Consider the following 25,426-nt stretch of genomic DNA (forward strand, 5'->3'; position numbering starts at 1 on the left):
GGATCAGTCGGCGCCGGTCTGACGTTCGAGGATCGAGGAGAACTCGTCGGAGAAGGCCTCGTAGCGCGTGGCGATGCGCTCGACCTTGGTCGCAAAGCGGTTGTAGGCCCACACCGCCGGGATCGCTGCGAACAGGCCCATCGCGGTCGCGATCAGCGCCTCGGAGATGCCGGGCGCGACGGTGGCGATGGTCGCCTCCTTGACGCTGGCCAGGCCGTGGAACGAGATCATGATGCCCCACACCGTGCCCAGCAGACCGACGTACGGCGCGATCGAGCCGACGTTGGCGAGAAACTCCAGGTTGCGCTCCAGGCCGTCGAGCTCGCGGGCACCGGCCACGCGCATGCCGCGCTGCGCACCCTCGAGTTGTGTGCGGCTGTCGATGCCACGGCGCTGGCGCTGGCGCGAATACTCGCGATAGCCGGCCTCGAAGATTGCCTCCAGGCCTTCAATCTCACGGCTGCGTTCGGTCGCCGAACTGTAGAGCTTGCCGATCTCGGCGCCCGACCAGAAGCGCTCCTCGAAACGGTCGGCCTCCTTCTCGGCGCGGTCGAGCATGCGCTTTTTGCGGAAGATGATGACCCACGAGGAGATCGACGCCAGCAACAGCAGCAGCATCACCAGCTGGACCGGGATCGAGGCATGCAGGATCAGGTCGAGGATGCTCAGGTCATTGGGCAGCGGCGCGGTCGCGGCGGCAGCCGCACCGGTGTTCACCAGATCGGTGGCGCCGGCGGCAGCCTCCTCGGGCAGGGCCTGCACCTGGGTGGCGGACTGCAACAGCACGGGCATAGGGCTCATCCAGGATTACTCCGCTGACGTTTCGAGTGACTTGAGTTGGGTGTACAGCGCATCGGGCAGCGCGCGCGGGCGGAAGTCGGCCGTTCCCAGCGCGGCCACGCGCACCTCGGCGTCGACCAGCAGCACGCCGTTCCGGCGGATCCGCTGGACGAACACCGCGCTCGCGCGTCGGCACTCACGCAGCACCACCTCGACCTCCAGCGCATCGTCCAGACGCGCGGGACTGCGGAAATCGATCCGCATCGCGCGCACCGCGAACAACGTGCCGTGCGCCTCCTGCAGCGAGGTCTGGCCATGACCGTGGGCACGTAACCACTCGCTGCGTGCGCGTTCCATGAAGGCGACGTACTGCGCGTGATAGACGACACCGCCAGCGTCGGTATCTTCCCAGTAGACGCGTGTCGGCCAACTGAATGCAGGCGAACCGGAATCGGGCATTGGAGAGGGGGAAGTCATCGGGTCGGCTGACGGTTGGTGGCGTGGGATGGGGCGCGGGCACTCAGAACAAGGCTCCGGATTCCCCATTGCCTAATGCGGGTTCCCTGGGCTTGAGCCCCAGATGCAGGTACGCCTTGCGGGTCGCCATGCGACCACGCGCGGTGCGCACCAGAAAGCCCTGCTGGATCAGGTAGGGTTCGATCACGTCCTCGAGGGTGCCGCGTTCCTCGCTGAGCGCGGCGGCCATCGACTCGACGCCGACCGGACCGCCGTCGAAGTTCTCGATGATCAGCTGCAGCAGGCGCCGGTCGAGCTCGTCGAAGCCCTCCGGATCGACTTTGAGCATCTGCATCGCGGCATGCGCGACGGCGTGATCGATGCGACCGCCGGCGCGGACCTGGGCGTAGTCGCGCACCCGCCGCAGCAGGCGGTTGGCGATGCGCGGAGTGCCGCGCGCGCGCCGCGCGATCTCGGCCGCGCCTTCCGGCTCGCAGGCCATGCCCAGGATCTGCGCCGAACGCCGGACGATGCGGGTCAGCTCCTCGGTGCTGTAGAACTCGAGGCGCTGGACGATGCCGAAGCGATCGCGCAGCGGGGCGGTCAGCAGCCCGGCGCGGGTGGTCGCGCCGATCAGCGTGAACGGCGGCAGGTCGATCTTGATCGAGCGCGCAGCCGGCCCCTCGCCGATCATGATGTCGAGCTGGAAGTCCTCCATCGCCGGATACAGGACTTCCTCCACGACCGGCGACAGGCGGTGGATCTCGTCGATGAAGAGCACATCGTGCGGCTGCAGGTTGGTCAGTAACGCGGCCAGGTCGCCGGCCTTCTCGATCACCGGGCCCGAGGTCACGCGCAGCGCCACGCCCAGTTCATTGGCGATCACATGGCTGAGCGTGGTCTTGCCCAGCCCGGGCGGTCCGAACACCAGCACATGGTCCAGCGCCTCGCGGCGCTGCCGGGCCGCCTCGATGTAGATCGCCAACTGCTCGCGGACCGGCTGCTGGCCGAGATAGTCGTCCAACCGCTGCGGCCGGATGCTCGCCTCGACGGCATCATCCTCACGGGTGGCGTCGGCGGCGATGATGCGATCCTGAGTCATCCCGGCATGATCGCACGCCATCCCCCCGAACCAGAACCCGGGTCAGAGTGCATTGCCTCGCACGCCGGCTCGCCGGGGGTTTTCAACCGGGGCAGCGTCCATTTCCTGGAAAAAAACGCTCTGGCCCCGGTTTTGGGGTTAGCGGCGCATGGCCTCGGCGGCCAGGGCGAAGCTGTGGCGGCGGGCGTTGTGGTCGAAGATGTTGGCGGTGAGCATCAACTCGTCGGGACGGTGCCGGGCGACGAACTCGGCGATGCCGTCGCGCACGTCGGCCGGATCGCCGACCACCGAACAGGCCAGGGCCTGGGCGACCATGGCCTTCTCCGCCGGGTTCCAGAACCCCTCGATATCATCGATCGGCGGAGGAATCAGGCCCGGCATGCCGCGACGCAGGCGCACGAAACTCTGCTGCTGGGTGGTGAACAGCCGCTGGGCCTCGGCGCGCGTGTCGGCGGCGACAACGTTGAGCGCGAGCATCGCATGCGGCTGCTGCAGCCGCTTCGACGGGCGGAAGTCCCGGTGGTAGAGCGCCAGCGCCTCGGTCATCGCGGCCGGTGCGAAGTGCGAGGCGAACGCATACGGCAGGCCGAGGGAGGCGGCCAGCTGCGCACCGAACAGGCTCGAGCCGAGGATCCAAACCGGCACATCCAGGCCGGCGCCGGGCACGGCCTGGACCGGCTGACCAGGCTTGGCGGGCTCGAAGTAGCGCAGCAACTCCATGACGTCTGACGGAAACGCGTCGGCGCCCGCGTAATAGCGCCGCAGCGCCTGGGTGGTCGCCTGGTCGGTGCCCGGCGCGCGGCCCAGGCCGAGGTCGATGCGTCCGGGGTAGAGCGAAGCCAGTGTGCCGAACTGCTCGGCGACCTGCAGCGGCGCATGGTTGGGCAGCATCACACCGCCGGCGCCGACCCGGATCGTCGTGGTGCCGCCGGCGATATGGCCGATCAGCACCGCGGTCGCGGCGCTGGCGATGCCCGGCATATTGTGATGCTCGGCCAGCCAGTAGCGGCGGTAGCCCAGCGCCTCGGCGTGGCGGGCGAGGTCGAGCGAGCGGGCGAACGAGTCGGCAGGCGTCGAACCTTCGGTGACGGGCGCGAGGTCGAGAACGGAGTACGGAATCATCAGTGGGCCTGGAGGGGGCATGTCCAGCGAGATGGGGCCGCCGTCGGAGAACTCCATCCGGGCCGGTGGAACGCTGCCGTGCGGTTACCGTTACGACGCGCGGCGCCAGCCCCGGCCCGCGTGCGGACGTCCACCGACGGCGGTGCGCGCCCGGATTCGGCCGCAAACTGCGGTCAGCCAACCATCACCACGCGATTGCGGCCGCCAGCCTTGGCCAGATAGAGGCGGCGGTCGGCCTCGGCCAGCAGCCGGTGCAGGTCGTCGTCGGTCGACGCGGCGCACACGCCGATGCTGACGGTCATCCGCAGATCGCCGCCGCGCACCGGCACCCGCAGGTCCTCGACGCTGCCGCGCAGGCGCTCGAAGTACGCGGCCAGCGCGTCGGCATCGAGCCCGGGCACCAGCAGGCAGAACTCCTCGCCGCCGAAGCGCGCGATCAGGTCCTGCGTGCGGGCATGCGCCGACAGCGTGGTCGCCAGCGCACGCAGCGCATGGTCGCCGGTCTCGTGCCCCCAGCTGTCGTTGATGTGCTTGAAGTGGTCGACATCGAGGATCGCCATCGCCACCGAACTGCCGCCGTCCTGCAGGTCAGGCAGTTGTTGTTCGGCGCGCTCGAGAAAACAGCGCCGGTTGGGCAGGCCGGTGAGGAAATCGCGCGTCGCCAGGTCCTGCAGGCTGCCGATGAGTTCGAGCTGGTCGACGTTCTGCGAGACGCGGCAGAAGAACTCCTCGCGCGAGTAAGGCTTGCGCAGGAAATCGTTGGCGCCGTTCTTGAGGAAACGCGCGACCAGGTCGGCATCCTCGCAGCCCGATACGCCGATCACCGCGACCCGGTCGCGGGCGCGCAGCGCGCGCAGGCGCCGCGTGACTTCCACGCCCTGCATGCCCGGCATTTCCTCGTCGATCAAGGCCAGGCGGATCGTCGGGTCGGCTTCGAGTGCGCGCAGGGCGGCATCGCCCTCGGCGGCCTGCACCACCCGGTAACCGAACATTTCCAGCAACCAGGCGGTGCGCTCGCGCGCGGAGGCCGAATCGTCGACCACCAGCGCCGAGATCCGCCGATTGCGCTCGAGCCGTTGCACCAGCCAGACGATGTAGTCCAGGCTGCCCGGCGTGCTCTTGAGCACGAAGTCGATCACCTGCCGGCGCAACAGCCGGTCGCGCAGCTCCCGGTCGTAGACGCCGCTCACGACGACCGTCGCCAGGCCCCGGGCCAGGAAGAAATCGACCACCGAGTCGCGATCGCCGTCGGCCAGCACCAGCCCGGTCAACACCAGAAACCAGTCGTCGTGCGCGTCGAGCGCCCGCTTGGCCTCAGCCAGCGAGCCGGCGACGGTCACCGGCAGTTCGAGCCGGCTCTCGATGGTGCCGGCGACGGCCTGGGTGTAGGCACGCGAGTTCTCCACCAGCAGCACGCGCTGCGGCAGGGGCGAGGTCGGGATCCTGGGCAGGAGCGCGTGCATGCGGTTCGGCGTCCGGCGGTACTCGCCCAACTTATCGACCTCCGGTGCGCCGCCTGAACGCGACACAACGTCGCACCCGCCCGGCGGGCGCGGGATCCCGGTTAGATCTGCACCTGCGATCCGAGCTCGACCAGGCGGTTGCCGGGGATGCGGAAGAAGCCGGTAGCCGGTGCCGCGTTGCGATGCATCAGCGCGAACAGCTTGTCGCGCCACACCGGCATGCCCCGCCGCGGCGTGGCGACCACGGTCTCGCGGCTGGTGAAGTAGGTGGTGTCCATCGGGTCGATCACGATGCCGCCCTCGATATCTCCGCACCGCATCAGCGCCATCGGCACGTCCGGCGTTTCCATGAAGCCGAAGCGCAGTGTGACGCGATGGAAATCGTCACCGACATGCTCGATCCGCATCCGCCGCGATGGCGACGCGTAGGGCACGGCGAGGGTCTCGACAGTCAGGAACACATTGCGCTCGTGCAGCACCTTGTTGTGCTTGAGGTTGTGCATCAGCGCCTGCGGCACGACGCCACGATCGGCGGTCAGGAACACTGCGGTGCCTGGCACCCGGACCGGCGGGGCGAGCATCAGGCCCGGCAGGAAGGTGTCCAGGCGGATGCCCTCCTTCTGGATCTCGTCGCGCAGCAACTGGCGGCCGCGCCGCCAGGTCCTGAGCAGCGTGAACAGCGTGATGCCCAGCACCAGCGGAAACCAAGCGCCCTGCAGCACCTTGGCGCCGTTGGCGATCACGAAGGCGATATCGACCAGGATGAACACCGCACACGAGGGCAGCACCCAGCGCCGCCAGCGCGGCCACAGCGCGCGCGCCACCACGATCAGCAGCAGCGTGTCGATGAGCATCGTCAGCGAGACCGAGATGCCGTAGGCGGCCGCGAGCGCCGACGAGGTCTGGAACGTGAGCACCAGCGCGATCACCACCACCGCCATCGCCCAGTTCACACCGGGGATGTAGATCTGGCCGATGGTGTCGCTGGAGGTATGGCGCACATGCATGCGCGGGATATAGCCCAGCTGCATCGCCTGCCGCGCAACCGAAAAGCCGCCGGTGATCACCGCCTGGGACGCGATCACCGTCGCCGCGGTCGCCATCACGATCATCGGCCAGCGCGCCCACTCAGGCACACCGACGTAGAACGGATTGCGGATCGCCGCCGGGTCCTCCAGCACCAGCGCGCCCTGCCCCAGGTAATTGAGCATCAGCGCCGGCAACACGAAGAAGTACCAGGCGTAGCGGATCGGCCGCGCACCGAAGTGGCCCATGTCGGTGTAGATCGCCTCACCGCCGGTCACCGCCAGCACCACCGCGCCGAGGATGAACACCCCGCCCCAGCTGTGCTCGACGAAGAACCGCCCCGCCCACCACGGATTGAGCGCGTGCAGCACCTCGGGCGCGTGCAGGATGTTGAGCACGCCCAGCATCGCGAGCGACGCGAACCACAGCGCCATGATCGGGCCGAACACCCGCCCTACCTTGGTGGTGCCAAAGCGCTGGGTCGCGAACAGGATGCCGAGCACGAGCACGGTGATCGGAATGATCCACGCGTGCAGGCCCGGGGCCACGACCTCCAGGCCCTCGACTGCCGACAGCACCGAGATCGCCGGTGTGATGACGCCATCGCTGAAGAACAGCGAGGCGCCGAAGACGCCGAGGATGCCGACCAGATACGCAGACTTCCCGCCCTTGGCGAGGCAGCGCTGGGCCAGCGCCATCAGCGCCATGATGCCGCCCTCGCCGTCGTTGTCGGCGCGCAGGATGATGGTGACGTACTTGTAGGTCACCACGATCGTCAGCGACCAGAAGATCATCGATAGCACGCCGAGCACGGTGTCGTGATCGGCCACCAAGCCGTAATGCGACGAGAACGCCTCACGCAGGGTGTACAGCGGGCTGGTGCCGATGTCGCCGAACACGACGCCGATCGCACCGGCGACCAGCCCCGCCAGGCCGATCTGGCCATGGGTCTGGCCGTGGCCGGGCGGACTGCGCGGATCGGGCGCCGCCTGGCGCGTGGACTGGGTCATGACGTGGAGGGCCCCTGACGGGCGGAGGGTCAACGAAGCGCGGACTGTAGCGCTTTGCGGATGATGATTTCGGCCGCATCGCCATCACGCGCCGCGGCCTTCGCCATCTTGGCCGCCTCGGCCGGTTTGTAGCCCAGTTGCTGCAGGGCGACGGTCGCCTCCGACAGCGGATCGGCGGGCCCGACGCGTCCGTCCATCGCCCCACCCGCGCCGCCGAGGTCAGCGACGCGATCGCGAAGTTCGACGACGATCCGTTCGGCGGTTTTCTTGCCGATGCCCGGAATCCGGGTCAACGCGGTGACGTCGCCGGCCTGCACCAGTTGCGCGAACGCATCGACGCTGACCCCCGACAGCACCGCCAGCGCGATCTTGGCGCCGATGCCGCTGACCTTCTGCACGTCGCGAAACAGCCGGCGCTCGGACTCGTGCAGGAAGCCGTACAGCGAGACGGTGTCCTCCTTGTGCGCGTAGTGCGTGAACAGCGCGACCTCGCGCCCCACCTCGGGCAGGTCGTAGAACGTGCTCATCGGGGCTTCGAGCTCATACCCCACCCCGCCGACGTCGACGACCAGCCAGGGGGGCGCCTTGTGCACGAGTTTGCCGCGCAGTCTTCCGATCATCGGGCACCTCCGGCCGCAGGCCGGTCGTGGAACTTGGAGAGGGGGACGGACAGGGCCGCGGTGTTGCTCATTTCCTGCTCCAGGCCTGGCGCGCGTCGAGTCCCAGCCGGCCAGCGGTCGCGCGCACGTGCGCATGGGTGATCGCCACCGCCAGCGCATCGGCGGCGTCGGCCTGCAACTTACCGGTCAGCCCGAGCATCAACCCGACCATGTGCTGGACCTGGCCTTTTTCGGCACTGCCGCGGCCGACGACCGCGAGCTTGATCTCGCTGGCCGCGTACTCGTGGACCGGCAAGTCGCGCAGCACGACCGCACCGATCGCAGCCCCGCGCGCCTGACCGAGCTTGAGTGCCGAGTCGGGATTGCGCGACATGAACACCCGTTCGATCGCGACCTCGTCGGGCCGGTGCAGCTCGACCAACTCGCCCAGCCCCACCAGCAGCCGGCGCAGCCGCGCCGGAAAATCGCCGGCCGACAGCAACGACAGCGGCGCGTGATGCACATGCGTGACGCGACCGGCCGCATCGACGTCGATGATGCCCACGCCCGTGCGCTGCGAGCCGGGATCGATACCGAGGATGCGGGTCATCGGGCGACGGACACCGGCGCCCTCAGGCGCCGTCCAGTGATGCCTGGTCCACGTTCGAGTACACGTCCTGCACGTCGTCGAGATCCTCGAGCAGATCCAGCAGCTTGCGGACCTGCTGCGCGGTGTCGGCATCGACCGCGACGTCGTTGTCGGCGCGGAACGTCAGTTCTGCGTGCTCGGGCGCCAGGCCCGCGGCGATCATCGCCTCGCGCACCGCGGCGAAATCCTCGGGCGCGGTGACCACGTCGATCGCACCGTCCTCGGGATAGACCACCACGTCGTCGGCCCCGGCCTCGATCGCAACCTCGGTGATCCGCTCCTCATCAGCGCCGGCGTCGTAGCTCAACACGCCCAGGCGCTTGAACATGAAGGCCACCGAGCCATCGGTGCCGAGGTTGCCGCCGCACTTGCCGAACGCATGGCGCACGTCGGCCACGGTGCGGACCTTGTTGTCGGTCAATGCATCGACGATCACCGCCACCCCGCCCGGCGCGTAACCCTCATAACGGATCTCCTCGTACTCGATCCCTTCCAGCTCACCGGTCGCCTTCTTGATCGCGCGCTCGACCACGTCCTTGGACATGTTCTGCGCCATGCCCTTGTCGATGGCGGCGCGCAGGCGCGGATTGTTGGCCGGATCGCCGCCGCCGGCACGGGCGGCGACGCCGATCTCGCGGATGATCTTGGTGAAGATCTTGCCGCGCTTGGCGTCGGTCGCGTTCTTGCGGGCCTCGATCGAAGGTCCTCGTCCCATGGTCGTTCTTTTCAGGCGTCGAAGGCGCGATTTTAGCGCGCGAAGCGCCCTTCGCGCAGGAACGCGGCGGTCTGGGCCACCGCCTGCGCAGAGAACAGCAGGCCGCTGTGGCTGGCCTCGACGACCACATGGTCGGCCAACCCCGGCGCGCGCGTCTCGGCCACCGCGACGGTGCCGTCATGGGGGCCGTCGAAGCGTGCGAACAGCGCCCCCAGCCCGCGCGGCACCTGGCCGGCGACCATGCCCACCTCTGCCTGCGGCGGCCAGTCGGCACAGCCGTCGAGCAGGATGTCGGCGCTGCGCCCGAAATACAGCCGCGAGATCGGCAGCCGCGACAGCGCGGCCGCCGCACCGCTGCCACACACCGGCGAGCCCAGGCAGACCACGCGCCCGACCGGCAATTCCGGCGCCTGCGCCAGCGCCTGCAGCGCCACCAGACCGCCGAGGCTGTGCCCGACCAGATGCGCCGGGCCGTCGCGGCGCAGCTGCGCAAGCAGGCCGTCGACCGCGGCCTGCGGCCCGCCGGTGACGCTGGGATAGCCGAAGATCTCCGGGGCAAACCCCATCGCCTCCAACCGCCGCGCGAAGCGCCGCATCGTCAGGCCGACCATCCAGATCCCGTGCAGCAGCACGACACGTCGCAGCCCACCACTCATGCGGCCGCGTCCACCAGACCCGCGGTTTGCCGCCAGGCCCGCGGCGACAGTCCACTGCGCGCCTTGAACGCCCGCGACAGCGCCGCCTCGCTGCCGTAGCCGACCTCGTCGGCGATCACCTTCAGCGGCCGCCCCCGCCGCAGCGCCCGCTGCGCGAGCGCGATTCGCCAGTCCTGCAGGTACTGGCCCGGGGTCTGCCCCAGCGCCTCGCGAAAACTCTGCGCGAAGGCGCTGCGAGACATTCCGGCGACCTGCGCCAGCGACGCCAGCGTCCAATCGCGCGCCGGCGCCTGGTGCAGCGCGACCAGTGCGCGTCGCAGCCGCGGGTGCGCCATGCCCGCCAGCAAGCCGCTGCGCAGACCGCCCGATTCCATCTGCTGGCGCAGCACCTGGACCAACAGTGCCTCGATCAGCCGATCGAGCAGCACCGTGCGCCCACAGCGGCCATCGAAGGCCTCCTCGAACACCAGCGCGAACAACCCGGCCGAGCCCGGCACGGCGTCGGCAGGCAGCCACAACACGGAGGGCAAGGCACGCACCAGCGGGTTGTCGGCACCGCCCTCGAAGCGCAGCCGGGCCGCGAGCACCCGCGCCCCGGGCCCGGCGACGACCGCGTCTGCCAAGGCGCGCTGCGGGGCGAGCAGCAGGCCCGGGCCGGCCATCGGTTGCGACGGGACGGCCGCGGTGTGCAGCGCGCCGGCCGCGACCAGCCACAGCGCACCGTCATCGTGGGCGCCGACCTCGCCGGGGCCGGCGTCGACATCCGCGGTGATCCGGAACCGATCCAACAGCACGGCCAGACGATCGACCACATCAGGACTCCAGGTCAAGTTTCATGGACTTTGCATACCCAAACGTATCAGTGAACCGTGCACAGTGTCGATACCGCACCGGCATCCCGCCGCCTGCCACCTAAGGAGACCTCTTCGCATGTCCCTCGACACTGTGCTCTACACCGCAACCGCGACCGCAACGGGCGGACGCGAAGGCCGCGCCGCCTCCAGTGACGGCGCGCTCGACATCGCTCTCTCCACACCGCGCGAACTGGGCGGCGCAGGCGGCCCGGGCACCAATCCCGAGCAACTGTTCGCCGCCGGCTACTCGGCATGCTTTCTCGGTGCGCTCAAGCTCGTCGCCGGCAAGCAGAAGGTGACGCTGCCCGCCGACACCACGATCACCGGCGAGGTCGGCATCGGCCCGATTCCGGCCGGCTTCGGCATCCAGGCCACGTTGACGGTCCGCGCCCCCGGCGTGCCGCGCGAGCAGTTGCAGCCGCTGGTCGACGCCGCGCATGAGGTCTGCCCCTACTCGAACGCGACCCGCGGCAACATCGATGTGACCCTGGTCGTGGCCTGAGCGCCCCCGCCGGGCGCCGACACCGGCGCCCGGCTCAGTGCTGTGCGGGCCGACGCAGGATGAACTCCAGATCTTGCGTCGCGCCGACCGGAAACAGGTACTCGCCGACCTTGCCGAAGCCGTAGCGGCCGTAGAAGCGTTGCGCGCCGAGGTTCTCCGACCACACACCGACCCACAGCGTGCGCGGGCCGTCGCGCAGCAGCCAGTCCATCGCGGTCTGCATCAGCCGCGCGCCCAGCGAGGCCCCCTGCAGGCCGCGGACGAGATACAGGCGCTTGAGCTCGCCATCGCCCGGCGCGACCTCGGCGTGCGGCAGGCCGCAGGGCCCGGCGGCGGCATGGCCGACGGCCTGGCCGTCGATGTCGAGCAGCCACACCGCATAGTCCGGATGCGCCAGGATCGTCCGTTGCTTCTCGACCGCGTAGGCATCGGCGAGGAAGTCCGCCAGGTCCTGCGGCGGATACAGATGGCCGAAGGTTTCAGTGAAGGTGCGCGCGGCCAGCCTCGACAACGTGGCGGCGTCGTCGACCGTGGCGCGGCGGAGCGTCGCTGAGTCGGCACGCTGAAAAGCGGGAGATCGAAAGCCGTTCGTGTCCATCCGGCTATTGTCTCAGGCGTCCGGGGCACGCCTCCAGCGGCCGCGTGCCCGGGACGTCGGCTGATACTCTCCTAACGGCCCCGGAGCTCCACCGATGAACGCCTCGATCCGTCTGCGCTGAGCGCACCAGCAAGTGTCCAAACACCGCTTGAGCTGCCTTTCCGGCAGTTCACGTGGCTTGCTGCGCCTCATCCGGAGATTCAATCATGCCGAGTTTCAAGCTCCCGGCCGACCCTGCCTTCTGGCAGAACCCGGCGCCCTTCTTCCATGCCGCCCTCGACTGCGGCGCTGCCCTGTTCGACGCAGGCGGCGGTGCAGTGGCCGTTCTCGGACACCCCGCGCTGTTCGCGCTTGCCAGGGATGCGCGCGCCGACGGCCATCCGCTTGCGGAAGACCACCGCCACCCGGAAATCAACCGACTGCTGCGCTGGGGGCTGTTTCTGCAAACCGCGCCCATGCACCGCCCGCTGCGCAACGCGGTGGTCGCGGGTCTGTCGGCGAGTCGCGTCGACGCTCTACGCCCCCGGCTGGCGACGATCGCCGCGGACCTTGCGTTCGCCCTGCGGTCGCGTCCCGCGCCCGACCTGACCGAACACTTCGTCCGTCCGTTCGTGGCCCGCGCATTCTGTGCGCTGTGCGCATTGAATGAAGGGCTCGCAGATGCACTCGCCGAGGACATGACGGCGATTGCGGCTGCGCTCCATGACCCTGTCGACGATGGCGTGTCGGTCCGGGCTGAAGACGCTGCCGCACGCGTGCTCCAACTGCTGCGCGACCTCGAGCACAGCGGAACGTCCGCCCTCCTGTCGGACATGGCCGCACGCATTCGGCCGTCCTGCGATGTGCACGCCGCCGACCTCGCCGCAGCGTTCTCGTTCGATGCAATCGAAACGTCCACCGGCGCCATTGCCTGCGCGCTCGACGTGCTATTGCGCGAAGCCGGGCTCGCTCGCGCCCTCTCGGAGGGGCGATGGACACTCGACGCTGTGGTGCAGGAAGCGTTCCGAGTGACCTCGCCTACGTTGCTGACCGTACGCATGGCGCGGGACACCATCCCGTTGGACGGGACTCGGATCGACGCTGGCACGACACTCGTGATGTGGTGGGCCTCGGCCAACCTGGATGCCCGCGCCTATCCGCGGCCGGGCGTCTTCGATCCGGTCCGCGGCGCACGCGGGCATCTTGCATTCGGCGGTGGCGCCCATGCATGTCTGGGACGCAGGCTAGCGACGATGCTCACCGAGGAAGCACTGCGTGCCTTGCGCCTTGCCCCCGGACCAAGGCTCGAGCGCGTCGGACAGACGGTGTATCTCCCCCGCCTGGGCCGGATGCCGAGGGAGGCGCCGTTGAAGCTCGTGTACGACTGACCTCCACGGCCCCTGCAGCTGCGGCAGCGCGATGGCCGCTGCCGCGGCGGCGATCAGCCCTGCTGTTCGCGCACGCGGATATGCACTTCCGCCAACTGTGCATCGGCGATCGGCGACGGTGCATCGGTCATCAGACACTGCGCGCCGGTGGTTTTGGGGAACGCGATGACATCGCGGATCGACTCGGTGCCAGCCATCAAGGCCGCGAGGCGATCGATGCCGAACGCGATGCCGCCGTGCGGCGGCGCGCCGTACTTCAAGGCATCGAGCAGGAAGCCGAACTTGGCCTGCGCCTCGTCGGCGCCGATGCCGAGCAGGTCGAACACCGCCGACTGCATCGACGCGCGGTGGATGCGGATCGAACCGCCGCCGACCTCATTGCCGTTGAGCACCATGTCGTAGCCGCGCGAGACCGCAGTTGCCGCATTGGCACGCAGGTCGGCTTCGTCATCGACCGCCGGCGCGGTGAAGGGATGGTGCAAGGCCACGTAGCGCTGCGCCTCGTCATCCCATTCGAACATCGGAAAATCGGTCACCCACAGCGGTTTCCAGCCGTCGGCCACCAGGCCGAAGTCCTTGCCGGCCTTCAGCCGGACCGCGCCCATGAAGTCACTGACGGTCGCGTACTTGCCCGCACCGAAGAACACCAGGTCGCCGTTGCCGGCACCGACGTGCGACACCAGCGCGGCGAACGCCGCCTCGTCGAAGAACTTCTGGATCGGCGAGCTGATTTCACCGGACTCGGCGATCTTGATATACGCCAGGCCCTTGGCGCCGTACTTGCCTGCATGCGCGGCATACTCGTCGATCTGCTTGCGGCTCAGTGACGCGCCGCCGGGAATGCGCAGCGCGCAGACGCGGCCGTTCGCCTCGTTCGCAGGACCCGCAAACACCGCAAAGCCGCAGTCCTTGACCAGATCGGCGACATCGACCAGTTCCAGCGCGATGCGCAGGTCCGGTTTGTCGGAGCCGTAACGGCGCATGGCCTCGGCCCAGGTCATGCGCGGGAACTGCGCGTCGAGCTCGACACCGGCGACCTCGCGGAACACATCGCGGATCATCGCCTCGACCGTGTCCTGCACGTCGCGCTCGGACACCCAGGCGAACTCCATGTCGAGCTGGGTGAATTCCAGCTGCCGATCGGCACGCAGGGCTTCGTCGCGGAAGCAACGCGCCACCTGGTAGTAACGGTCGAAGCCGGACATCATCAGGATCTGCTTGAACAGCTGCGGCGACTGCGGCAGCGCGTAGAACTCGCCTGGGTGCATGCGCGCGGGCACCAGGAAGTCGCGTGCGCCTTCCGGCGTCGCCTTGGTCAGGATCGGGGTCTCGATGTCCTGGAAACCACGCGCGTCGAGCCAATGGCGCAGCGCACTGACCAGTTTGGTACGCGTGCGCATGCGGCGCTGCATCTGCGGATGGCGCAGGTCGAGATAGCGGTACTTGAGCCGCGTGTCCTCGCCGGGGTTCTCGTGGTGATGGAACGGCAGCGGCTCGGCCTTGTTCAACACCTCGATGGTCTGCGCCACGACCTCGACCTGGCCGGTCCGAATCTTCGGATTGACCGAGTGCCGGCGCCGCACGACGCCGGTGATGCGCAGGCAGTCCTCGTAACCCACCTGCTCGGCCCGGGCCAGCACGTCCGCGTTGCCCGGCGCGGCCGACGGCTCGGCGACAACCTGGACGATGCCCTCGTGGTCGCGCAGATCGATGAAGCAGACGCCGCCGAGGTTGCGGGCGACATCGGCCCAGCCGCACAGGGTGACGGTCTGGTCGATCAGCGCCTCGTCGACGAGGCCGCAGAAATGGGTACGCATGGACACTCCGAACGCGGAAAAGACACGGGATACCGACCGCCCGGCGGGCGGAACCCGATAGTGTAAGGCGTGCGCGGCGGTCCGCGCGCGCCTACGCTCGGAGCGGCGGGCCGCGTCGCGTCAGTCGGCAGCTGCCGGCTTCGCGGCGGGCTTGGCGTCGGCCTTGGCTGCGGGCGCATCCGACTTGGCCGCCGGTGCCGGGCTCGCGGCGGCGTCGCCGGCGGGCTTGGCCGACTCGCCGCCTTCGGCCAGGTTGCGCTTCTTGTCGCCGTCCTTCTTGAAGTCGGTCTCGTACCATCCGCTGCCGGCCAGGCGGAACGCAGGCGCGGTGAGCTGGCGCTTGACGGCTGCGGCGCCGCAGGCCGGACAGGTCTCGGGATCGGGATCGGAGAGCTTCTGCAGGCGGTCGAAATCGTGGCCGCAGTCGGCGCAGCGGAAGGCGTAGATCGGCATGGTGGGAAGAAAGGGAGCGTTGGCTGGGCGTCGACATGGGGGCGCCGGCGCCCGGATCAAGTCCACCGCACGCCGTCACGACGCGCTCTCACCGTTGCCGACCCGGCCCCTTATCGGTTGCCGCCAAGGGACCTCTGCTCGCCTTGGACGCTACGCGCTTCGCACCTGGGCGAACGCCAACTCGCTGGCGCGACGCAGCACGGCATCGCGCGCCGCACCGTCGAGCGCCGAGCCCTGTAGATAGCAGGCCAGTAGCCACGGCCGCCCGCCGTCGGCAGGCCACAGCACCGCGATGTCGTTGCTGATGCCGCTCGCGCCGCCGGTCTTGTCGCCGACCCGCCAGCCGGCGGGCGCACCGGCGCGGATGCGCGCATCGCCGGTGCGGTTTCCGATCAGCCAGTCGGTCAACTGCAGGCGCGAGGATTGCGACAGCGCGTCGCCGAGTACGAACCGCTGCAGATTGCCGGCCATCGCCAGCGGGGTGGTGGTATCGCGCGGATCGCCGGCCGCGAACAAGTTGACGTCCGGCTCATTGCGGGCGCAGACCGTGACCGCGTCGCCGGTCGCGCGCAGGAACGCAGTGAGTCCGGCCGGGCCGTCGACCAGCGGCAGCAGCAGGTTCGCCGCCGGGTTGTCGCTCCAGATCATCGTGGCCTGGCACAGGTCGCGCACGGTGAGGTCGCGCCCGACATGCCGCGCGGTCACCGGCGCGTGCTCGAGCATGTCGGCCTGGCGGACTGCAAGCCGCCGGTCCAGCGACAACGTGCCGCGATCGACGCGGGCGAGCACCGCCGAGGCCAGCAGGTACTTGAAGGTGCTGGCCATCGGGAAGCGCGCGTCGACCCGGTGTCCGACACGCACGGCCGGCTCGGCGTCGCGCAGCAGCGCCACGCCGAGCCGGCCACCGCTGGCCGCTTCGAGGGCGGTGAGATCCGGCGCGGCGGCAATCGCGTCGGGACCCGCAGCCGACGCCGCAGCCGGCAATGCGGCCATCGGCAGCGACAGGGCAGACAGGCCGGCGAGTTTCAACAGCGCGCGTCGCGATGCCATCAGGCGGTCTCCGAAGCTGGGGGAGCCCCGATTCTCCCGCCCGCGCGGCGGTCGCCACCAGTGCGAAGAATCAGGGGCAGCCATGAGCGAATTCGATGACAGGACGGCGATTGACGCCATTCGACGCTCGAAATGCGATCATCGATCGATTCCGCTCACCCCTGCCGCCATGTCGCGTCCGCCGCTGCCGCTCAACGCATTGCGCGCCTTCGAGGCCGCCGCGCGGCACCAGAACTTCACCCGCGCCGCGCTCGAACTGTGCGTGAGCCAGGCCGCGCTCAGCCACCAGATCCGCAGCCTGGAGGATCGCCTGGGCGTGCGCCTGTTCCATCGCCTGCCGCGCGGCGTCGCGCTGACCGACGAGGCCAGCGCGCTGTACCCGGTCCTCCATGACGCCTTCGACCGCATCGCCACCGCGGTCCAGCGCGCCGGCGGCACCGCCGAGCGCCAGGTCCTGAGCCTGGGTGCGGTCGGCACCTTCGCCACCGGCTGGCTGCTGCCGCGACTGCCGGCGTTCGAGGCGGCGCATCCGGAGGTGGAACTGCGCCTGCAGACCCACAACAACCGCATCGACCTCGCCAGCGAGGGACTGGATGCGGCAGTGCGCTTCGGCGACGGCGACTGGCAGGGCCAAGCCTGCACGCCGATCGTCGACACGCTGTTCGCACCGGTCTGCGCGCCTGCACTGGCGCGCCGCCTGGCGAGCCCGCACGACCTGGTCCGCACGACGCTGCTGCGCTCCTACCGCGGCGACGAGTGGCCGCGCTGGCTGCAGGCGGCCGGTGCCGACGCGATCGTCGCACGCGGGCCGGTCTTCGATTCGTCGCTGGCGCTCGCCAGTGCTGCCGCGGCCGGCGCCGGCGTGGCGCTGCTGCCGCTGGCGATGTTCGAACGCGAACTGCGCGACGGCCGGCTGGTCCAGCCCTTCGACACCGGCATCGCGCTGGGCCGCTACTGGCTGACCCAGTTGCGCTCTCGACCGGAACCGACGCCGCTCAAGCAATTCCGGCTGTGGCTACAGGCGCAGAAGGCGCTAGAGCCCGAGCGTGCGCCCTGAGCTGACGCCGCGAACGCGGTGTGCGGCGATCAGTAGCCCCAAGGCGTCGGCGGGGCGGCGACGGTCTTGGTCAGGTCGAACTCGACCTGGAACTTGCGTCCGCCTGGCCGGGTGAGTTCGTAGACGAAGCGCTCGCCAGGATGGATCTCCATCGCCCAGGTGTTGGTGACCGAGTCGTTCAGGCCTTCCTTCTCGAACAGCGCGATCGATTCGGCATCGACCGGGAACTCCTGGCGCTGGTCGGTGCCGGCGTTCTGGGTCTCGCCGCCGTACATCGTCACCGGATCCTCGCTGCCGTCGGGCTTGCGGTGGTCGTGCTTGAGCTGCAGGCCGTGTTCGGTGCGGGTCAGAATCCAGGTCCGCGAATGGTCGTCGCCGACATGAAACGGAATCCGCAGTTCGCGCGTCTTGTCGCTGCAACCGCGCACATGCATCACCAGTTCCTTGCCCTCGAACGGATCGGGCGCGGCATCGGCGGCCGGCGCGGGCTCGTTGGCGACGATACGGCCGGCGAAGGCCTCACCGCAGTGGCGCGCGATCGCCGCCAGGAACGCATCGGCGGGCACCTGTTCGCGCGCGGCAGCCTCGGCGGCCGCAGCCGCGGCGGCATCGGCGGTCGGATTGGCCGGCGGCGGACGGGTGTCGGCGGCCGGTTCGCTGTTGCCGCAGGCGGCGAGCACGAGGGCGGCGGCCAGGGCGGTCGGGATCAGGAGTCGGTTCATCGCGCCACCCTACCCGCCCATGCCGCGCAACGGCAACTCGGGGCTGCCCGGGTTGCCGATCAGGCGTCGTACAGCGCCAGCAGCTCGGCCTCGGCGGTTTCCAGCTCGCCACGCAGCGCCGCCTGGCGCTGGCCGAGCTCGGCCACGCGCGGGCCGTCGGCATAGGTGGCCGGGTCGGCGAGCGTCGCCTCGATCCGCTCCAGTTCAGCCGCAAGTTCGGAGACCCGCGTCTCGACCTTCTGCAGCCGATGCGGATTGACCTTGGTGCGCGGCGCCGGCGGGGGCGTCGGCGCCGCGGCAACGGGCGTGGCGGCCGGGGTGCGCAGCTCACCGGCATTGCCGCGCGCGCGCAGCCACGCCGCGTACTCGTCGAGGTCGCCATCGAAGGGCACGACCTTGCCATCGGCGACACGCCAATAGATGTCGCTGACCAGGCCGATGAGGTGGCGGTCGTGCGAGACCAGCACGATGGCGCCGGGGAAGTCGCTCAGCGCTTCGGCCAGTGCCTCGCGCATCTCCAGGTCCAGATGGTTCGTCGGCTCGTCGAGCAGCAGCACGTTGGGCTGCAGCCAGGCGATCAGCGCCAGCGCCAGTCGCGCGCGCTCGCCGCCGGAGAAGCCGTCGATGCTCTCGAACGCGCGGTCGCCGGGAAAGCTCCACTTGCCCAGGAAGTCGCGGAAGGCCTGGGTGGCGACGTTGGGCGAGAGTTCGCGCAGGTGGTCGATCGGCGAGGTGCCGGCAACCAGCGACTCGACCGTGTGCTGGGCGAAGTAGCCGATGCGCAGGTCCGGATGCGCGTAGCGCTCGCCGGCCAGCAGCGGCAGGTCGCCGACCAGCGACTTGACCAGGGTGGATTTGCCGGCGCCGTTGGGGCCCAGCAGACCGATGCGGTCGCCGGCCTCGAGACCGAAGCCGACCTTGTCCAGAATCACCACCTGCCCGTCGGCCGACGGATACCCGCAGACGCTGTCGTTGATGCGCAGCAGCGCATGCGGCAGCTTCAGCGGCTGCGGGAAGTCGATCCGCACCTCGCGCTCGGCGCGCACCGCCTCGGTGTCGGCGAGCTTGGCCAGGCGCTTGACCCGCGACTGCGCCTGCTTGGCCTTCGCCGCGCTGGCCTTGAATCGGTCGATGAACTTCTGCAGGTGCGCGCGCTCGGCCTGGGTCTTCTCGTGGGTGATCTGCTGCAGGCGCAACTGCTCGGCGCGCTGGCGCTCGAACGCGGTGAAGTTGCCGGTGTAGAGCTTCGCGCCGCCGCCGTGCAGGTGCAGGGTGTGGGTGCAGACGTTGTCCAGGAACTCGCGGTCGTGGCTGATCAGCAGCAGCGTGCCGGGGTATTTGAGCAGCCACTGCTCCAGCCACAGCACCGCGTCGAGGTCGAGGTGGTTGGTCGGCTCGTCGAGCAGCAGCAGGTCGCTGGGCGTCATCAGCGCGCGCGCCAGATTCAGGCGCACGCGCCAGCCGCCGGAGAAGGTGGCGACCGCGCGCTGGTGGGTCTCGGCCGGAAAGCCCAGGCCATGCAGCAGCTTGCCGGCGCGCGCCGAAGCGTCGTAGGCGCCGAGCTCGGCCATGCGCACATGCGCCTCGGCCACGGCCTCCCAGTCCTCGGCGGCCATCGCCTCGGCCTCGGCCTTGAGCACGCCGGCCACCGCGGCGTCGCCGCCGAGCACGAACTCGATCGCCGGGTCGGGCAGCGACGGCAGTTCCTGGGCGATGCTCGCCACGCGCAGCCGGTTGGGCAGGTCGAGGTCGCCGCGGTCGGCCTCGACCTCACCACGCACGGCCGCGAACAGCGACGACTTGCCGGCGCCATTGCGGCCGACCACGCCGGCGCGCCAGCCCGAATGCAGGGTGAGGTCGACGTCGGACAGCAGCAGGCGTTCGCCGCGCCGCAGGGCGAAATTCTTGAAAGAGATCATCGGTCGATTTTACAGGAGCGCGCCCCGGAACCCGTCGACCCGGCCGCAGCGTCTCAAAAAGAGAACAATCAAAACCTATTGCTGGCCGCATTGACGCCTTTGAAACGCAGCTGTTAAATCGCCATTAACACGCCTCCAACGTCCCCCAGCTCGAGGTCCGTCATGTCCCGCCATCGCCTCACCCTCGCCGTGCTCGCGGCCCTGTTGCCCGTCGCCCCCACCGTGCTCGCGCAGGAGGCCCAGCCGCAGACGCGCACCTCCACGCTCGATACGCTGATCGTCACCGGTACCCGGGTCAGCGACCGCACCGTCGCCGAATCGCAGTCGCCGATCGACATCATCACCGCCGAATCGCTGCAGGCCACCGGCACGACCGAGCTGGCGACCGCACTGGCACGTGCGCTGCCGTCGCTGAACTTCCCCAGGCCGGCGCTGGTGGACGGCTCCTCGGCGATCCGTCCGGCGCAGTTGCGCGGCCTCTCGCCCGACCAGGTGCTGGTGCTGGTCAACGGCAAGCGCCGGCATGCCTCCTCGCTGCTCAATCTCAACGGCACGATCGGTCGCGGCTCGGCGCCGGTCGACCTCAACACGATCCCGGTCTCGGCGATCGAGCGCGTGGAGGTGCTGCGCGACGGCGCGTCGGCCCAGTACGGCTCGGACGCGATTGCCGGCGTGGTCAACATCGTGCTCAAGGGTGCCTCGCAGGGCGGCAGCCTGGCGGTGAACCTGGGCCAGTCCTCGGCCGGCGACGGCACTCAGCACCAGATCGCCGGCGACACCGGCCTGGCCCTGGGCGAGCGCGGCTTCCTGCACCTGTCGGCCCAGGTCGGCCAGCAGGAGGCGACCAACCGCGCGCGCCCGTTCGCCGGCACGCCCGGCCCGACCCAGCCCGCGCTCGGGCAGAAGGCGTTCGTGATCGGCGAACCAGAGGTCGACTTCGGCGCCGTCGGCTTCAACACCGACATCGCGCTGACCGATGCGATCAGCGTCTACGGCTTCGGTACCGCCAGCAACCGCGATGTTACTTCGTTCGCGCTCTTCCGCGCCCCGGCCAATCCGACCCAGAACATCCGCAGCATCCACCCCGACGGCTTCCTGCCCGAAATCAACAACATCTCCAAGGACCGCTCGATCGTCGCCGGCCTCAAGGGCCACACCGCCAGCGAGTGGAACTGGGACCTGAGCTACAACTACGGCTACAACCGTCTGGAGTTCTATACCCGCAACACGCTCAATGCGAGCCTGGGCCCCGATTCGCCGACCTCGTTCTACGACGGTGCGCTGGAGACCACCCAGAACATCGTCAACCTCGACATCAGCCGGCAGTTCGACTGGGGCCTGGCCTATCCGGTGACGCTGGCCTTCGGCGCCGAGGGTCGTAACGAGAAGTGGAACCAGTCACCGGGTGAACCGGGTTCCTACATCAATGCCCGCGCAGGCGTGCCCGGTGCGGCACCCGGCGCGCAGGGCTTTGGCGGTTTCGCGCCGGACGTCGCCGGCGCCTACGACCGCGACAGCCACGCGGTCTACGCGAACCTGGAGGCGGATCTGACCGAAAAGTTCTCCAGCGGCGTGGCCGCACGCTGGGAGGACTACGACGACTTCGGCAGCCAGCTGTCGGGCAAGCTGTCGGCGCGCTATGCCTTCACCGATGCGGTGGCGCTGCGCGGTACGGTCTCGAGCGGCTTCCGCGCGCCGTCGCTGGCCCAGCAGTACTTCCAGACCGTGAGCACGGTGTTCCTGCCCGGCATTTCCACGCCGTTCGAGATCCGCACGTTCCCCGCCAGCAGCGCGGTCGCGCGGGCCTTCGGCGCCGAGCCGCTCAAGCCCGAGGAGTCGCTGTCCTACAGCCTGGGACTGGTGCTGCAGCCGATCGACAATCTCTACGTCACCGTCGATGCCTACCAGATCGACGTCGACGACCGCATCGCGCTGTCGTCGAACCTGACCGGCGACGCGGTGCGCGCACTGCTCGAGTCGCAGGGCATCACCGGGGACAACGGCGTGCGCTACTTCACCAACGCGATCGACACCCGCACCCGCGGCGTCGATGTGGTCGGCACCTACCGCTGGGATCTGACGGCCGGCAGCCTCGACCTGACCGCCGGCTACAACCACTCCAAGACCGAGATCACCCGCATCGCCGACAACCCGGCCGCACTCGAGGCGATCGGCGTGGATCTGGAACGCATCGACCGCGTCGAGGCCGGCCGCATCGAGCAGGGCTTCCCGCGCAACAAGCTGCTGCTGGCCGGCACCTGGAACGCCGCCGACTGGGGCTTCTCGCTGTCGACCACCCGCTACGGCAGCGTGCGCACCACGCCCAACAACGCGGCGCTGGACCAGAAGTACGGGGCCAAGTGGCTGGTCGACGTGTCGGCGACCTACAAGCCGGGCGAGAACTGGGCATTGACGCTGGGCGCCGACAACGTGCTCAACGAGTACCCGGACGAGAACATTTTCGGCAACTCGACCAACGGGCAGTTCCCATACAGCAACCTGTCGCCGTTCGGTTTCGGCGGCGCATTCGGCTACGCCAAGATCGCCTACACCTGGTGATCCACCGCCCGGCGCCCGCGCGGCGCCGGGCATCCAATGCGCCGTCGGCCGTGCAGGCGACGGCGCGCCGATGTCCGTGACCGCAGCCGTGAAGGCGCGCATCGCCGCGCCCGTATGCCTGCGGATGCGGCTTGCCTGGATGCGGACGCGTCGGCGACACTGCAATACTTGTCCCCCACACTTCGCCGATGCCGCACAATACCGACCTGATCAACATCGTCGCCGTCGGCCTGGGCATGGCCTTCGTGTTCGGCGCGCTCGCCAACCGGCTCCGGCTCTCGCCGCTGGTGGGCTATCTGGTCGCAGGCATCCTGGTCGGCCCGTTCACGCCCGGCTTCGTCGCCGACCAGGCGCTGGCCGACCAGTTGGCCGAAATCGGCGTGATGCTGCTGATGTTCGGCGTCGGCCTGCACTTCTCGCTCAAGGACCTGCTCGACGTGAAGTCGATCGCGATCCCGGGCGCGTTGACCCAGATCACCGTGGCCACCCTGCTGGGCTGGGGGCTGGCGGCGCTGATGGGCTGGCCGACCGTCCAGGGCATCGTGTTCGGCTTCGCGCTGGCGACCGCCAGTACCGTGGTGCTGCTGCGGGCGATGGAAGAACGCCGGCTGCTCGACACCACGCGCGGCAAGATCGCGGTCGGTTGGTTGATCGTCGAGGACCTGGCCTGTGTGATCGCGCTGGTGCTGATGCCGGTGCTGGCCGATGTAATGCACAGCACAGGCGGCGAAGAAACCACGGTCGGCTCGGTGCTGCTGAGCATCGGCTGGACGCTGCTCAAGGTCGCGATGTTCGTGGCGGTGATGCTGCTGGTCGGGCGGCGCGTGATCCCGTGGGTGCTCGAGCGCATCGCCGGGACCGGCTCGCGCGAGCTGTTCACGCTGTCGGTGCTCGCGATCGCGCTGGGCGTGGCCTTCGGTTCGGCGGCGATCTTCAGCGTGTCGTTCGCACTCGGCGCGTTCTTCGCCGGCATGCTGCTCAACGAGTCGGAGCTCAGCCACAAGGCCGCGAACGATTCGCTTCCCCTGCGCGACGCGTTCGCCGTGCTGTTCTTCGTCTCGGTCGGCATGTTGTTCGACCCGCACATCCTGCTGCTGCATCCTTGGCAGGTGCTGGCGACGGCGCTGATTATCATCTTCGGCAAGTCGGCGGCCGCGTTCCTGATCGTGCGCGCGTTCAAGCACCCGACCAGCACCGCACTGACGATCTCCGCCAGCCTGGCGCAGATCGGCGAATTTGCTTTCATCATCGCCGGGCTTGGCGTGGCGCTGGACATCCTGCCGGCCGATGGCCGTTCGCTGGTGCTCGCCGGCGCGCTGATCTCGATCATGGCCAATCCGCTGATCTTCGGCCTGCTCGACAGCTGGCAGGCGCGTCGCGCCGCCGCCACGGCGGCATCGCCCCCCGAACCGGCGCAACCGGTCCAGGCGATCCCGGCCGACCTGCGCGGCCACGCGATCCTGGTCGGCTACGGGCGTGTCGGCCGGCAGCTGGCCGAACTGTTGCAGCAGCGCGAGGTGCCGCTGGTGATCATCGAGGACGATCCGGACCTGGTGCGCAAGGCCCGCGACCGCGGCCTGCTGGTGGTGCGCGGCAACGTCGCCTCCGAGCCGGTGATGCGCGACGCCGCCCCCGAGCGCGCCGCGCTGGCGATCTTCGCGATCCCGCAGGCGCTGGAGGCCGGCGAGGCGATCGAGCGCATGAAGGCCATCAATCCGGGGATCACCGTGCTGGCACGCGCGCACAGCGACGGCGAAGTCCGTCATCTGCTCGAGCACGGCGCAGACGGTGCGGTGCTGGCCGAGCGCGAACTGGCCTATTCGCTGGCCGAGATGGTCATGTCGACGCCACCCTTCCGCCCGGTGCGCCCGGGCAGCGACGCGGCCGCACCGCCGTCGCCGCAGCCGGGCTGAGCGCGCGGCAGGCTCAACGCAGTTCGGCGTCGAGGTAAGGCGCCAGGCGCGGCCATGCGAATTCGAAGCCGGACGCCAGCAAGCGCGCCGGCAACACACGCTGCCCGTCCACCAGCAGCGTGGCCATCTCGCCCAGACCCAGCGCCAGCGCACGGGCCGGCACCGCCAACAGCACCGGGCGCCGCAAGGCATCGGCCAGCGCGCGGGTGAATCCGGTGTTGTCCACCGGCTCGGGCGCCGTGAGATTGCACGCGCCGACCGGCGCCTGCCGCTCGCCGCGCAGATGCGCGTGCAGCAACGCGACCACCGCCCCCACCCAGTCCTCGCGTGCGATCCAGCTCAGCATCTGGCGGCCGTCGCCGAGCCGGGCCCCGAGGCCGAGCCGGAACGGCGGCAGCAACCGCTGCAACATGCCGCCGTCTGGATGCAGCACCACACCGGTCCGCAGCCGCACCACCGGCACGCGGTCCTCGGCGGCGCGGGCCGCGGCCTCCCATTCCTCGCACAGGCGATGCTGGAACTCGTCGTGTGGCGCGCCGTCCTCCTCCAGCGGCAGATCGCCCTGGGCGCCGTACCAGCCGACCGCCGAACCGCTCAGCAGCACCTTCGGCGGGACGTGCGCCGAGCGGATCCAGTCGACGAGCACGCGCGTGGGGATCAGGCGGCTGTCGCGCAGGACCTGTTTGCGCGAGGCGCTCCAGCGGCGCTCGGCGATGCCGGCACCGGCCAGATTGACCACCGCATCGAACCGGTCATCCGCCCACAGCGCGGCGTAGTCGCGCACTTCGACGCCGTCCGGAGCAGGCGTCGACGCCCGGCGCGACAGCCAGGTCACGCGCGCGCCCTCGCGCTGCAGCGCGCGGGTCAGCGCGCTGCCGAGAAACCCGCTGCCGCCGGTGATCAGGATCTGCATGCGAAGGGCTCCGCCGCGTTGCCGGGATGCTGCCGCAGGCACGGGGAAGCGGGCGTCAAGGCCGGAGGCGCTTCGACAGATCGAACGATTGTGTAACGGGGAAGGCCCGTGCCCGCACCCGGCG

At 69.6% G+C, this 25,426-nt stretch carries 23 protein-coding genes; 5 read left to right on the top strand and 18 right to left on the bottom strand.

The window, feature by feature from the left end; genetic code table 11:
- Positions 1–3 precede the first annotated feature (3 nt).
- The 11 genes from tolQ to MNO14_RS12730 all read right to left on the bottom strand — a co-directional run bounded on the left by tolQ (position 4) and on the right by MNO14_RS12730 (position 10,390).
- Complete coding sequence (gene tolQ, locus MNO14_RS12680) at positions 4–801, bottom strand: protein TolQ (RefSeq protein WP_241944080.1); 798 nt, start codon at positions 799–801, stop codon at positions 4–6.
- A gap of 6 nt (positions 802–807) precedes the next feature.
- Positions 808–1,257, bottom strand: a complete 450-nt coding sequence (gene ybgC, locus MNO14_RS12685; RefSeq protein WP_241944081.1) for a tol-pal system-associated acyl-CoA thioesterase — start codon at positions 1,255–1,257, stop codon at positions 808–810.
- A gap of 43 nt (positions 1,258–1,300) precedes the next feature.
- Positions 1,301–2,338, bottom strand: a complete 1,038-nt coding sequence (gene ruvB / locus MNO14_RS12690) for a Holliday junction branch migration DNA helicase RuvB (RefSeq protein WP_241944082.1) — start codon at positions 2,336–2,338, stop codon at positions 1,301–1,303.
- Positions 2,339–2,476: 138 nt separating this feature from the next.
- On the bottom strand, positions 2,477–3,460 hold the full coding sequence (locus MNO14_RS12695) for an LLM class flavin-dependent oxidoreductase (RefSeq protein WP_241944083.1): 984 nt from the start codon (positions 3,458–3,460) through the stop codon (positions 2,477–2,479).
- 173 nt (positions 3,461–3,633) lie between these two features.
- Positions 3,634–4,923 carry a diguanylate cyclase gene (locus MNO14_RS12700; protein WP_241944084.1) on the bottom strand — a complete coding sequence of 430 codons (1,290 nt, stop codon included), beginning with the start codon at positions 4,921–4,923 and terminating at the stop codon, positions 3,634–3,636.
- Between the two features lie 101 nt (positions 4,924–5,024).
- On the bottom strand, positions 5,025–6,887 hold the full coding sequence (locus tag MNO14_RS12705; protein WP_343226422.1) for a potassium transporter Kup: 1,863 nt from the start codon (positions 6,885–6,887) through the stop codon (positions 5,025–5,027).
- Positions 6,888–6,988: 101 nt separating this feature from the next.
- A complete protein-coding gene (gene ruvA, locus MNO14_RS12710) occupies positions 6,989–7,579 on the bottom strand; it encodes a Holliday junction branch migration protein RuvA (RefSeq protein WP_241944086.1) in 591 nt (196 codons plus the stop codon).
- A 67-nt stretch (positions 7,580–7,646) separates the two neighbouring features.
- On the bottom strand, positions 7,647–8,168 hold the full coding sequence (gene ruvC, locus MNO14_RS12715) for a crossover junction endodeoxyribonuclease RuvC (RefSeq protein ID WP_183426630.1): 522 nt from the start codon (positions 8,166–8,168) through the stop codon (positions 7,647–7,649).
- A gap of 22 nt (positions 8,169–8,190) precedes the next feature.
- Positions 8,191–8,922, bottom strand: a complete 732-nt coding sequence (locus MNO14_RS12720; protein WP_241944087.1) for a YebC/PmpR family DNA-binding transcriptional regulator — start codon at positions 8,920–8,922, stop codon at positions 8,191–8,193.
- 32 nt (positions 8,923–8,954) lie between these two features.
- Positions 8,955–9,578: an alpha/beta fold hydrolase gene (locus MNO14_RS12725; protein ID WP_241944088.1), complete on the bottom strand. Its 624-nt coding sequence runs from the start codon at positions 9,576–9,578 to the stop codon at positions 8,955–8,957.
- Positions 9,575–10,390, bottom strand: a complete 816-nt coding sequence (locus MNO14_RS12730; RefSeq protein ID WP_241944089.1) for an AraC family transcriptional regulator — start codon at positions 10,388–10,390, stop codon at positions 9,575–9,577. Before MNO14_RS12730 ends, MNO14_RS12725 begins: the two co-directional genes overlap by 4 nt.
- 118 nt (positions 10,391–10,508) lie before the next feature.
- Here MNO14_RS12730 and MNO14_RS12735 point away from each other — a divergent pair, with 118 nt between their 5' ends.
- A complete protein-coding gene (locus MNO14_RS12735; RefSeq protein WP_241944090.1) occupies positions 10,509–10,934 on the top strand; it encodes an organic hydroperoxide resistance protein in 426 nt (141 codons plus the stop codon).
- Positions 10,935–10,968: 34 nt separating this feature from the next.
- Here MNO14_RS12735 and MNO14_RS12740 read toward each other — a convergent pair whose 3' ends face one another.
- Positions 10,969–11,532, bottom strand: a complete 564-nt coding sequence (locus MNO14_RS12740; RefSeq protein ID WP_241944091.1) for a GNAT family N-acetyltransferase — start codon at positions 11,530–11,532, stop codon at positions 10,969–10,971.
- A gap of 206 nt (positions 11,533–11,738) precedes the next feature.
- Here MNO14_RS12740 and MNO14_RS12745 point away from each other — a divergent pair, with 206 nt between their 5' ends.
- Positions 11,739–12,899 (top strand): cytochrome P450, encoded by a 1,161-nt coding sequence (locus MNO14_RS12745; protein ID WP_241944092.1) that lies wholly within the window; start codon positions 11,739–11,741, stop codon positions 12,897–12,899.
- A 53-nt stretch (positions 12,900–12,952) separates the two neighbouring features.
- Here the strand turns inward: MNO14_RS12745 and aspS are convergent, their stop codons facing one another.
- The 3 genes from aspS to bla form a co-directional block, all read right to left on the bottom strand.
- Positions 12,953–14,716 (bottom strand): aspartate--tRNA ligase, encoded by a 1,764-nt coding sequence (gene aspS / locus MNO14_RS12750; protein ID WP_241944093.1) that lies wholly within the window; start codon positions 14,714–14,716, stop codon positions 12,953–12,955.
- A 120-nt stretch (positions 14,717–14,836) separates the two neighbouring features.
- Positions 14,837–15,169: a zinc ribbon domain-containing protein gene (locus MNO14_RS12755; protein WP_241944094.1), complete on the bottom strand. Its 333-nt coding sequence runs from the start codon at positions 15,167–15,169 to the stop codon at positions 14,837–14,839.
- 150 nt (positions 15,170–15,319) lie between these two features.
- Positions 15,320–16,219, bottom strand: a complete 900-nt coding sequence (gene bla / locus MNO14_RS12760; protein ID WP_241944095.1) for a class A beta-lactamase — start codon at positions 16,217–16,219, stop codon at positions 15,320–15,322.
- Between the two features lie 169 nt (positions 16,220–16,388).
- Here bla and MNO14_RS12765 point away from each other — a divergent pair, with 169 nt between their 5' ends.
- Positions 16,389–17,276, top strand: coding sequence for a LysR substrate-binding domain-containing protein (locus tag MNO14_RS12765; protein WP_241944096.1), 888 nt, complete (start codon positions 16,389–16,391; stop codon positions 17,274–17,276).
- A gap of 29 nt (positions 17,277–17,305) precedes the next feature.
- Here MNO14_RS12765 and MNO14_RS12770 read toward each other — a convergent pair whose 3' ends face one another.
- Complete coding sequence (locus MNO14_RS12770; RefSeq protein ID WP_241944097.1) at positions 17,306–17,998, bottom strand: hypothetical protein; 693 nt, start codon at positions 17,996–17,998, stop codon at positions 17,306–17,308.
- Between the two features lie 59 nt (positions 17,999–18,057).
- A complete protein-coding gene (locus MNO14_RS12775; RefSeq protein WP_241944098.1) occupies positions 18,058–19,917 on the bottom strand; it encodes an ABC-F family ATP-binding cassette domain-containing protein in 1,860 nt (619 codons plus the stop codon).
- 162 nt (positions 19,918–20,079) lie between these two features.
- Between MNO14_RS12775 and MNO14_RS12780 the strand changes: the two genes are divergently transcribed.
- The gene (locus tag MNO14_RS12780) at positions 20,080–22,476 is read left to right on the top strand and encodes a TonB-dependent receptor (RefSeq protein ID WP_241944099.1); all 2,397 of its coding nucleotides are present in this window, start codon (positions 20,080–20,082) and stop codon (positions 22,474–22,476) included.
- 188 nt (positions 22,477–22,664) lie between these two features.
- The gene (gene ybaL, locus MNO14_RS12785; protein ID WP_241944100.1) at positions 22,665–24,389 is read left to right on the top strand and encodes a YbaL family putative K(+) efflux transporter; all 1,725 of its coding nucleotides are present in this window, start codon (positions 22,665–22,667) and stop codon (positions 24,387–24,389) included.
- Between the two features lie 13 nt (positions 24,390–24,402).
- Here the strand turns inward: ybaL and MNO14_RS12790 are convergent, their stop codons facing one another.
- Positions 24,403–25,302 carry a TIGR01777 family oxidoreductase gene (locus MNO14_RS12790; protein ID WP_241944101.1) on the bottom strand — a complete coding sequence of 300 codons (900 nt, stop codon included), beginning with the start codon at positions 25,300–25,302 and terminating at the stop codon, positions 24,403–24,405.
- Positions 25,303–25,426: the final 124 nt, after the last annotated feature.

Origin of the sequence: Luteimonas sp. S4-F44 (genome assembly GCF_022637415.1) — a bacterium.
In the GTDB taxonomy this organism is placed as follows: Bacteria; Pseudomonadota; Gammaproteobacteria; order Xanthomonadales; family Xanthomonadaceae; genus Luteimonas.

Coding starts and splice junctions, on each gene's coding strand:
- MNO14_RS12770 (WP_241944097.1), bottom strand. CDS start 17,998: ATGAACCGACTCCTGATCCCGACCGCCCTGGCCGCCGCCCTCGTGCTC.
- aspS (WP_241944093.1), bottom strand. CDS start 14,716: ATGCGTACCCATTTCTGCGGCCTCGTCGACGAGGCGCTGATCGACCAG.
- tolQ (WP_241944080.1), bottom strand. CDS start 801: ATGAGCCCTATGCCCGTGCTGTTGCAGTCCGCCACCCAGGTGCAGGCC.
- ruvA (WP_241944086.1), bottom strand. CDS start 7,579: ATGATCGGAAGACTGCGCGGCAAACTCGTGCACAAGGCGCCCCCCTGG.
- MNO14_RS12725 (WP_241944088.1), bottom strand. CDS start 9,578: ATGAGTGGTGGGCTGCGACGTGTCGTGCTGCTGCACGGGATCTGGATG.
- MNO14_RS12735 (WP_241944090.1), top strand. CDS start 10,509: ATGTCCCTCGACACTGTGCTCTACACCGCAACCGCGACCGCAACGGGC.
- MNO14_RS12790 (WP_241944101.1), bottom strand. CDS start 25,302: ATGCAGATCCTGATCACCGGCGGCAGCGGGTTTCTCGGCAGCGCGCTG.
- ybgC (WP_241944081.1), bottom strand. CDS start 1,257: ATGACTTCCCCCTCTCCAATGCCCGATTCCGGTTCGCCTGCATTCAGT.
- MNO14_RS12765 (WP_241944096.1), top strand. CDS start 16,389: ATGTCGCGTCCGCCGCTGCCGCTCAACGCATTGCGCGCCTTCGAGGCC.
- MNO14_RS12740 (WP_241944091.1), bottom strand. CDS start 11,532: ATGGACACGAACGGCTTTCGATCTCCCGCTTTTCAGCGTGCCGACTCA.
- ruvB (WP_241944082.1), bottom strand. CDS start 2,338: ATGACTCAGGATCGCATCATCGCCGCCGACGCCACCCGTGAGGATGAT.
- ybaL (WP_241944100.1), top strand. CDS start 22,665: ATGCCGCACAATACCGACCTGATCAACATCGTCGCCGTCGGCCTGGGC.
- ruvC (WP_183426630.1), bottom strand. CDS start 8,168: ATGACCCGCATCCTCGGTATCGATCCCGGCTCGCAGCGCACGGGCGTG.
- MNO14_RS12775 (WP_241944098.1), bottom strand. CDS start 19,917: ATGATCTCTTTCAAGAATTTCGCCCTGCGGCGCGGCGAACGCCTGCTG.
- MNO14_RS12755 (WP_241944094.1), bottom strand. CDS start 15,169: ATGCCGATCTACGCCTTCCGCTGCGCCGACTGCGGCCACGATTTCGAC.
- MNO14_RS12720 (WP_241944087.1), bottom strand. CDS start 8,922: ATGGGACGAGGACCTTCGATCGAGGCCCGCAAGAACGCGACCGACGCC.
- MNO14_RS12695 (WP_241944083.1), bottom strand. CDS start 3,460: ATGATTCCGTACTCCGTTCTCGACCTCGCGCCCGTCACCGAAGGTTCG.
- MNO14_RS12700 (WP_241944084.1), bottom strand. CDS start 4,923: ATGCACGCGCTCCTGCCCAGGATCCCGACCTCGCCCCTGCCGCAGCGC.
- MNO14_RS12780 (WP_241944099.1), top strand. CDS start 20,080: ATGTCCCGCCATCGCCTCACCCTCGCCGTGCTCGCGGCCCTGTTGCCC.
- MNO14_RS12745 (WP_241944092.1), top strand. CDS start 11,739: ATGCCGAGTTTCAAGCTCCCGGCCGACCCTGCCTTCTGGCAGAACCCG.
- bla (WP_241944095.1), bottom strand. CDS start 16,219: ATGGCATCGCGACGCGCGCTGTTGAAACTCGCCGGCCTGTCTGCCCTG.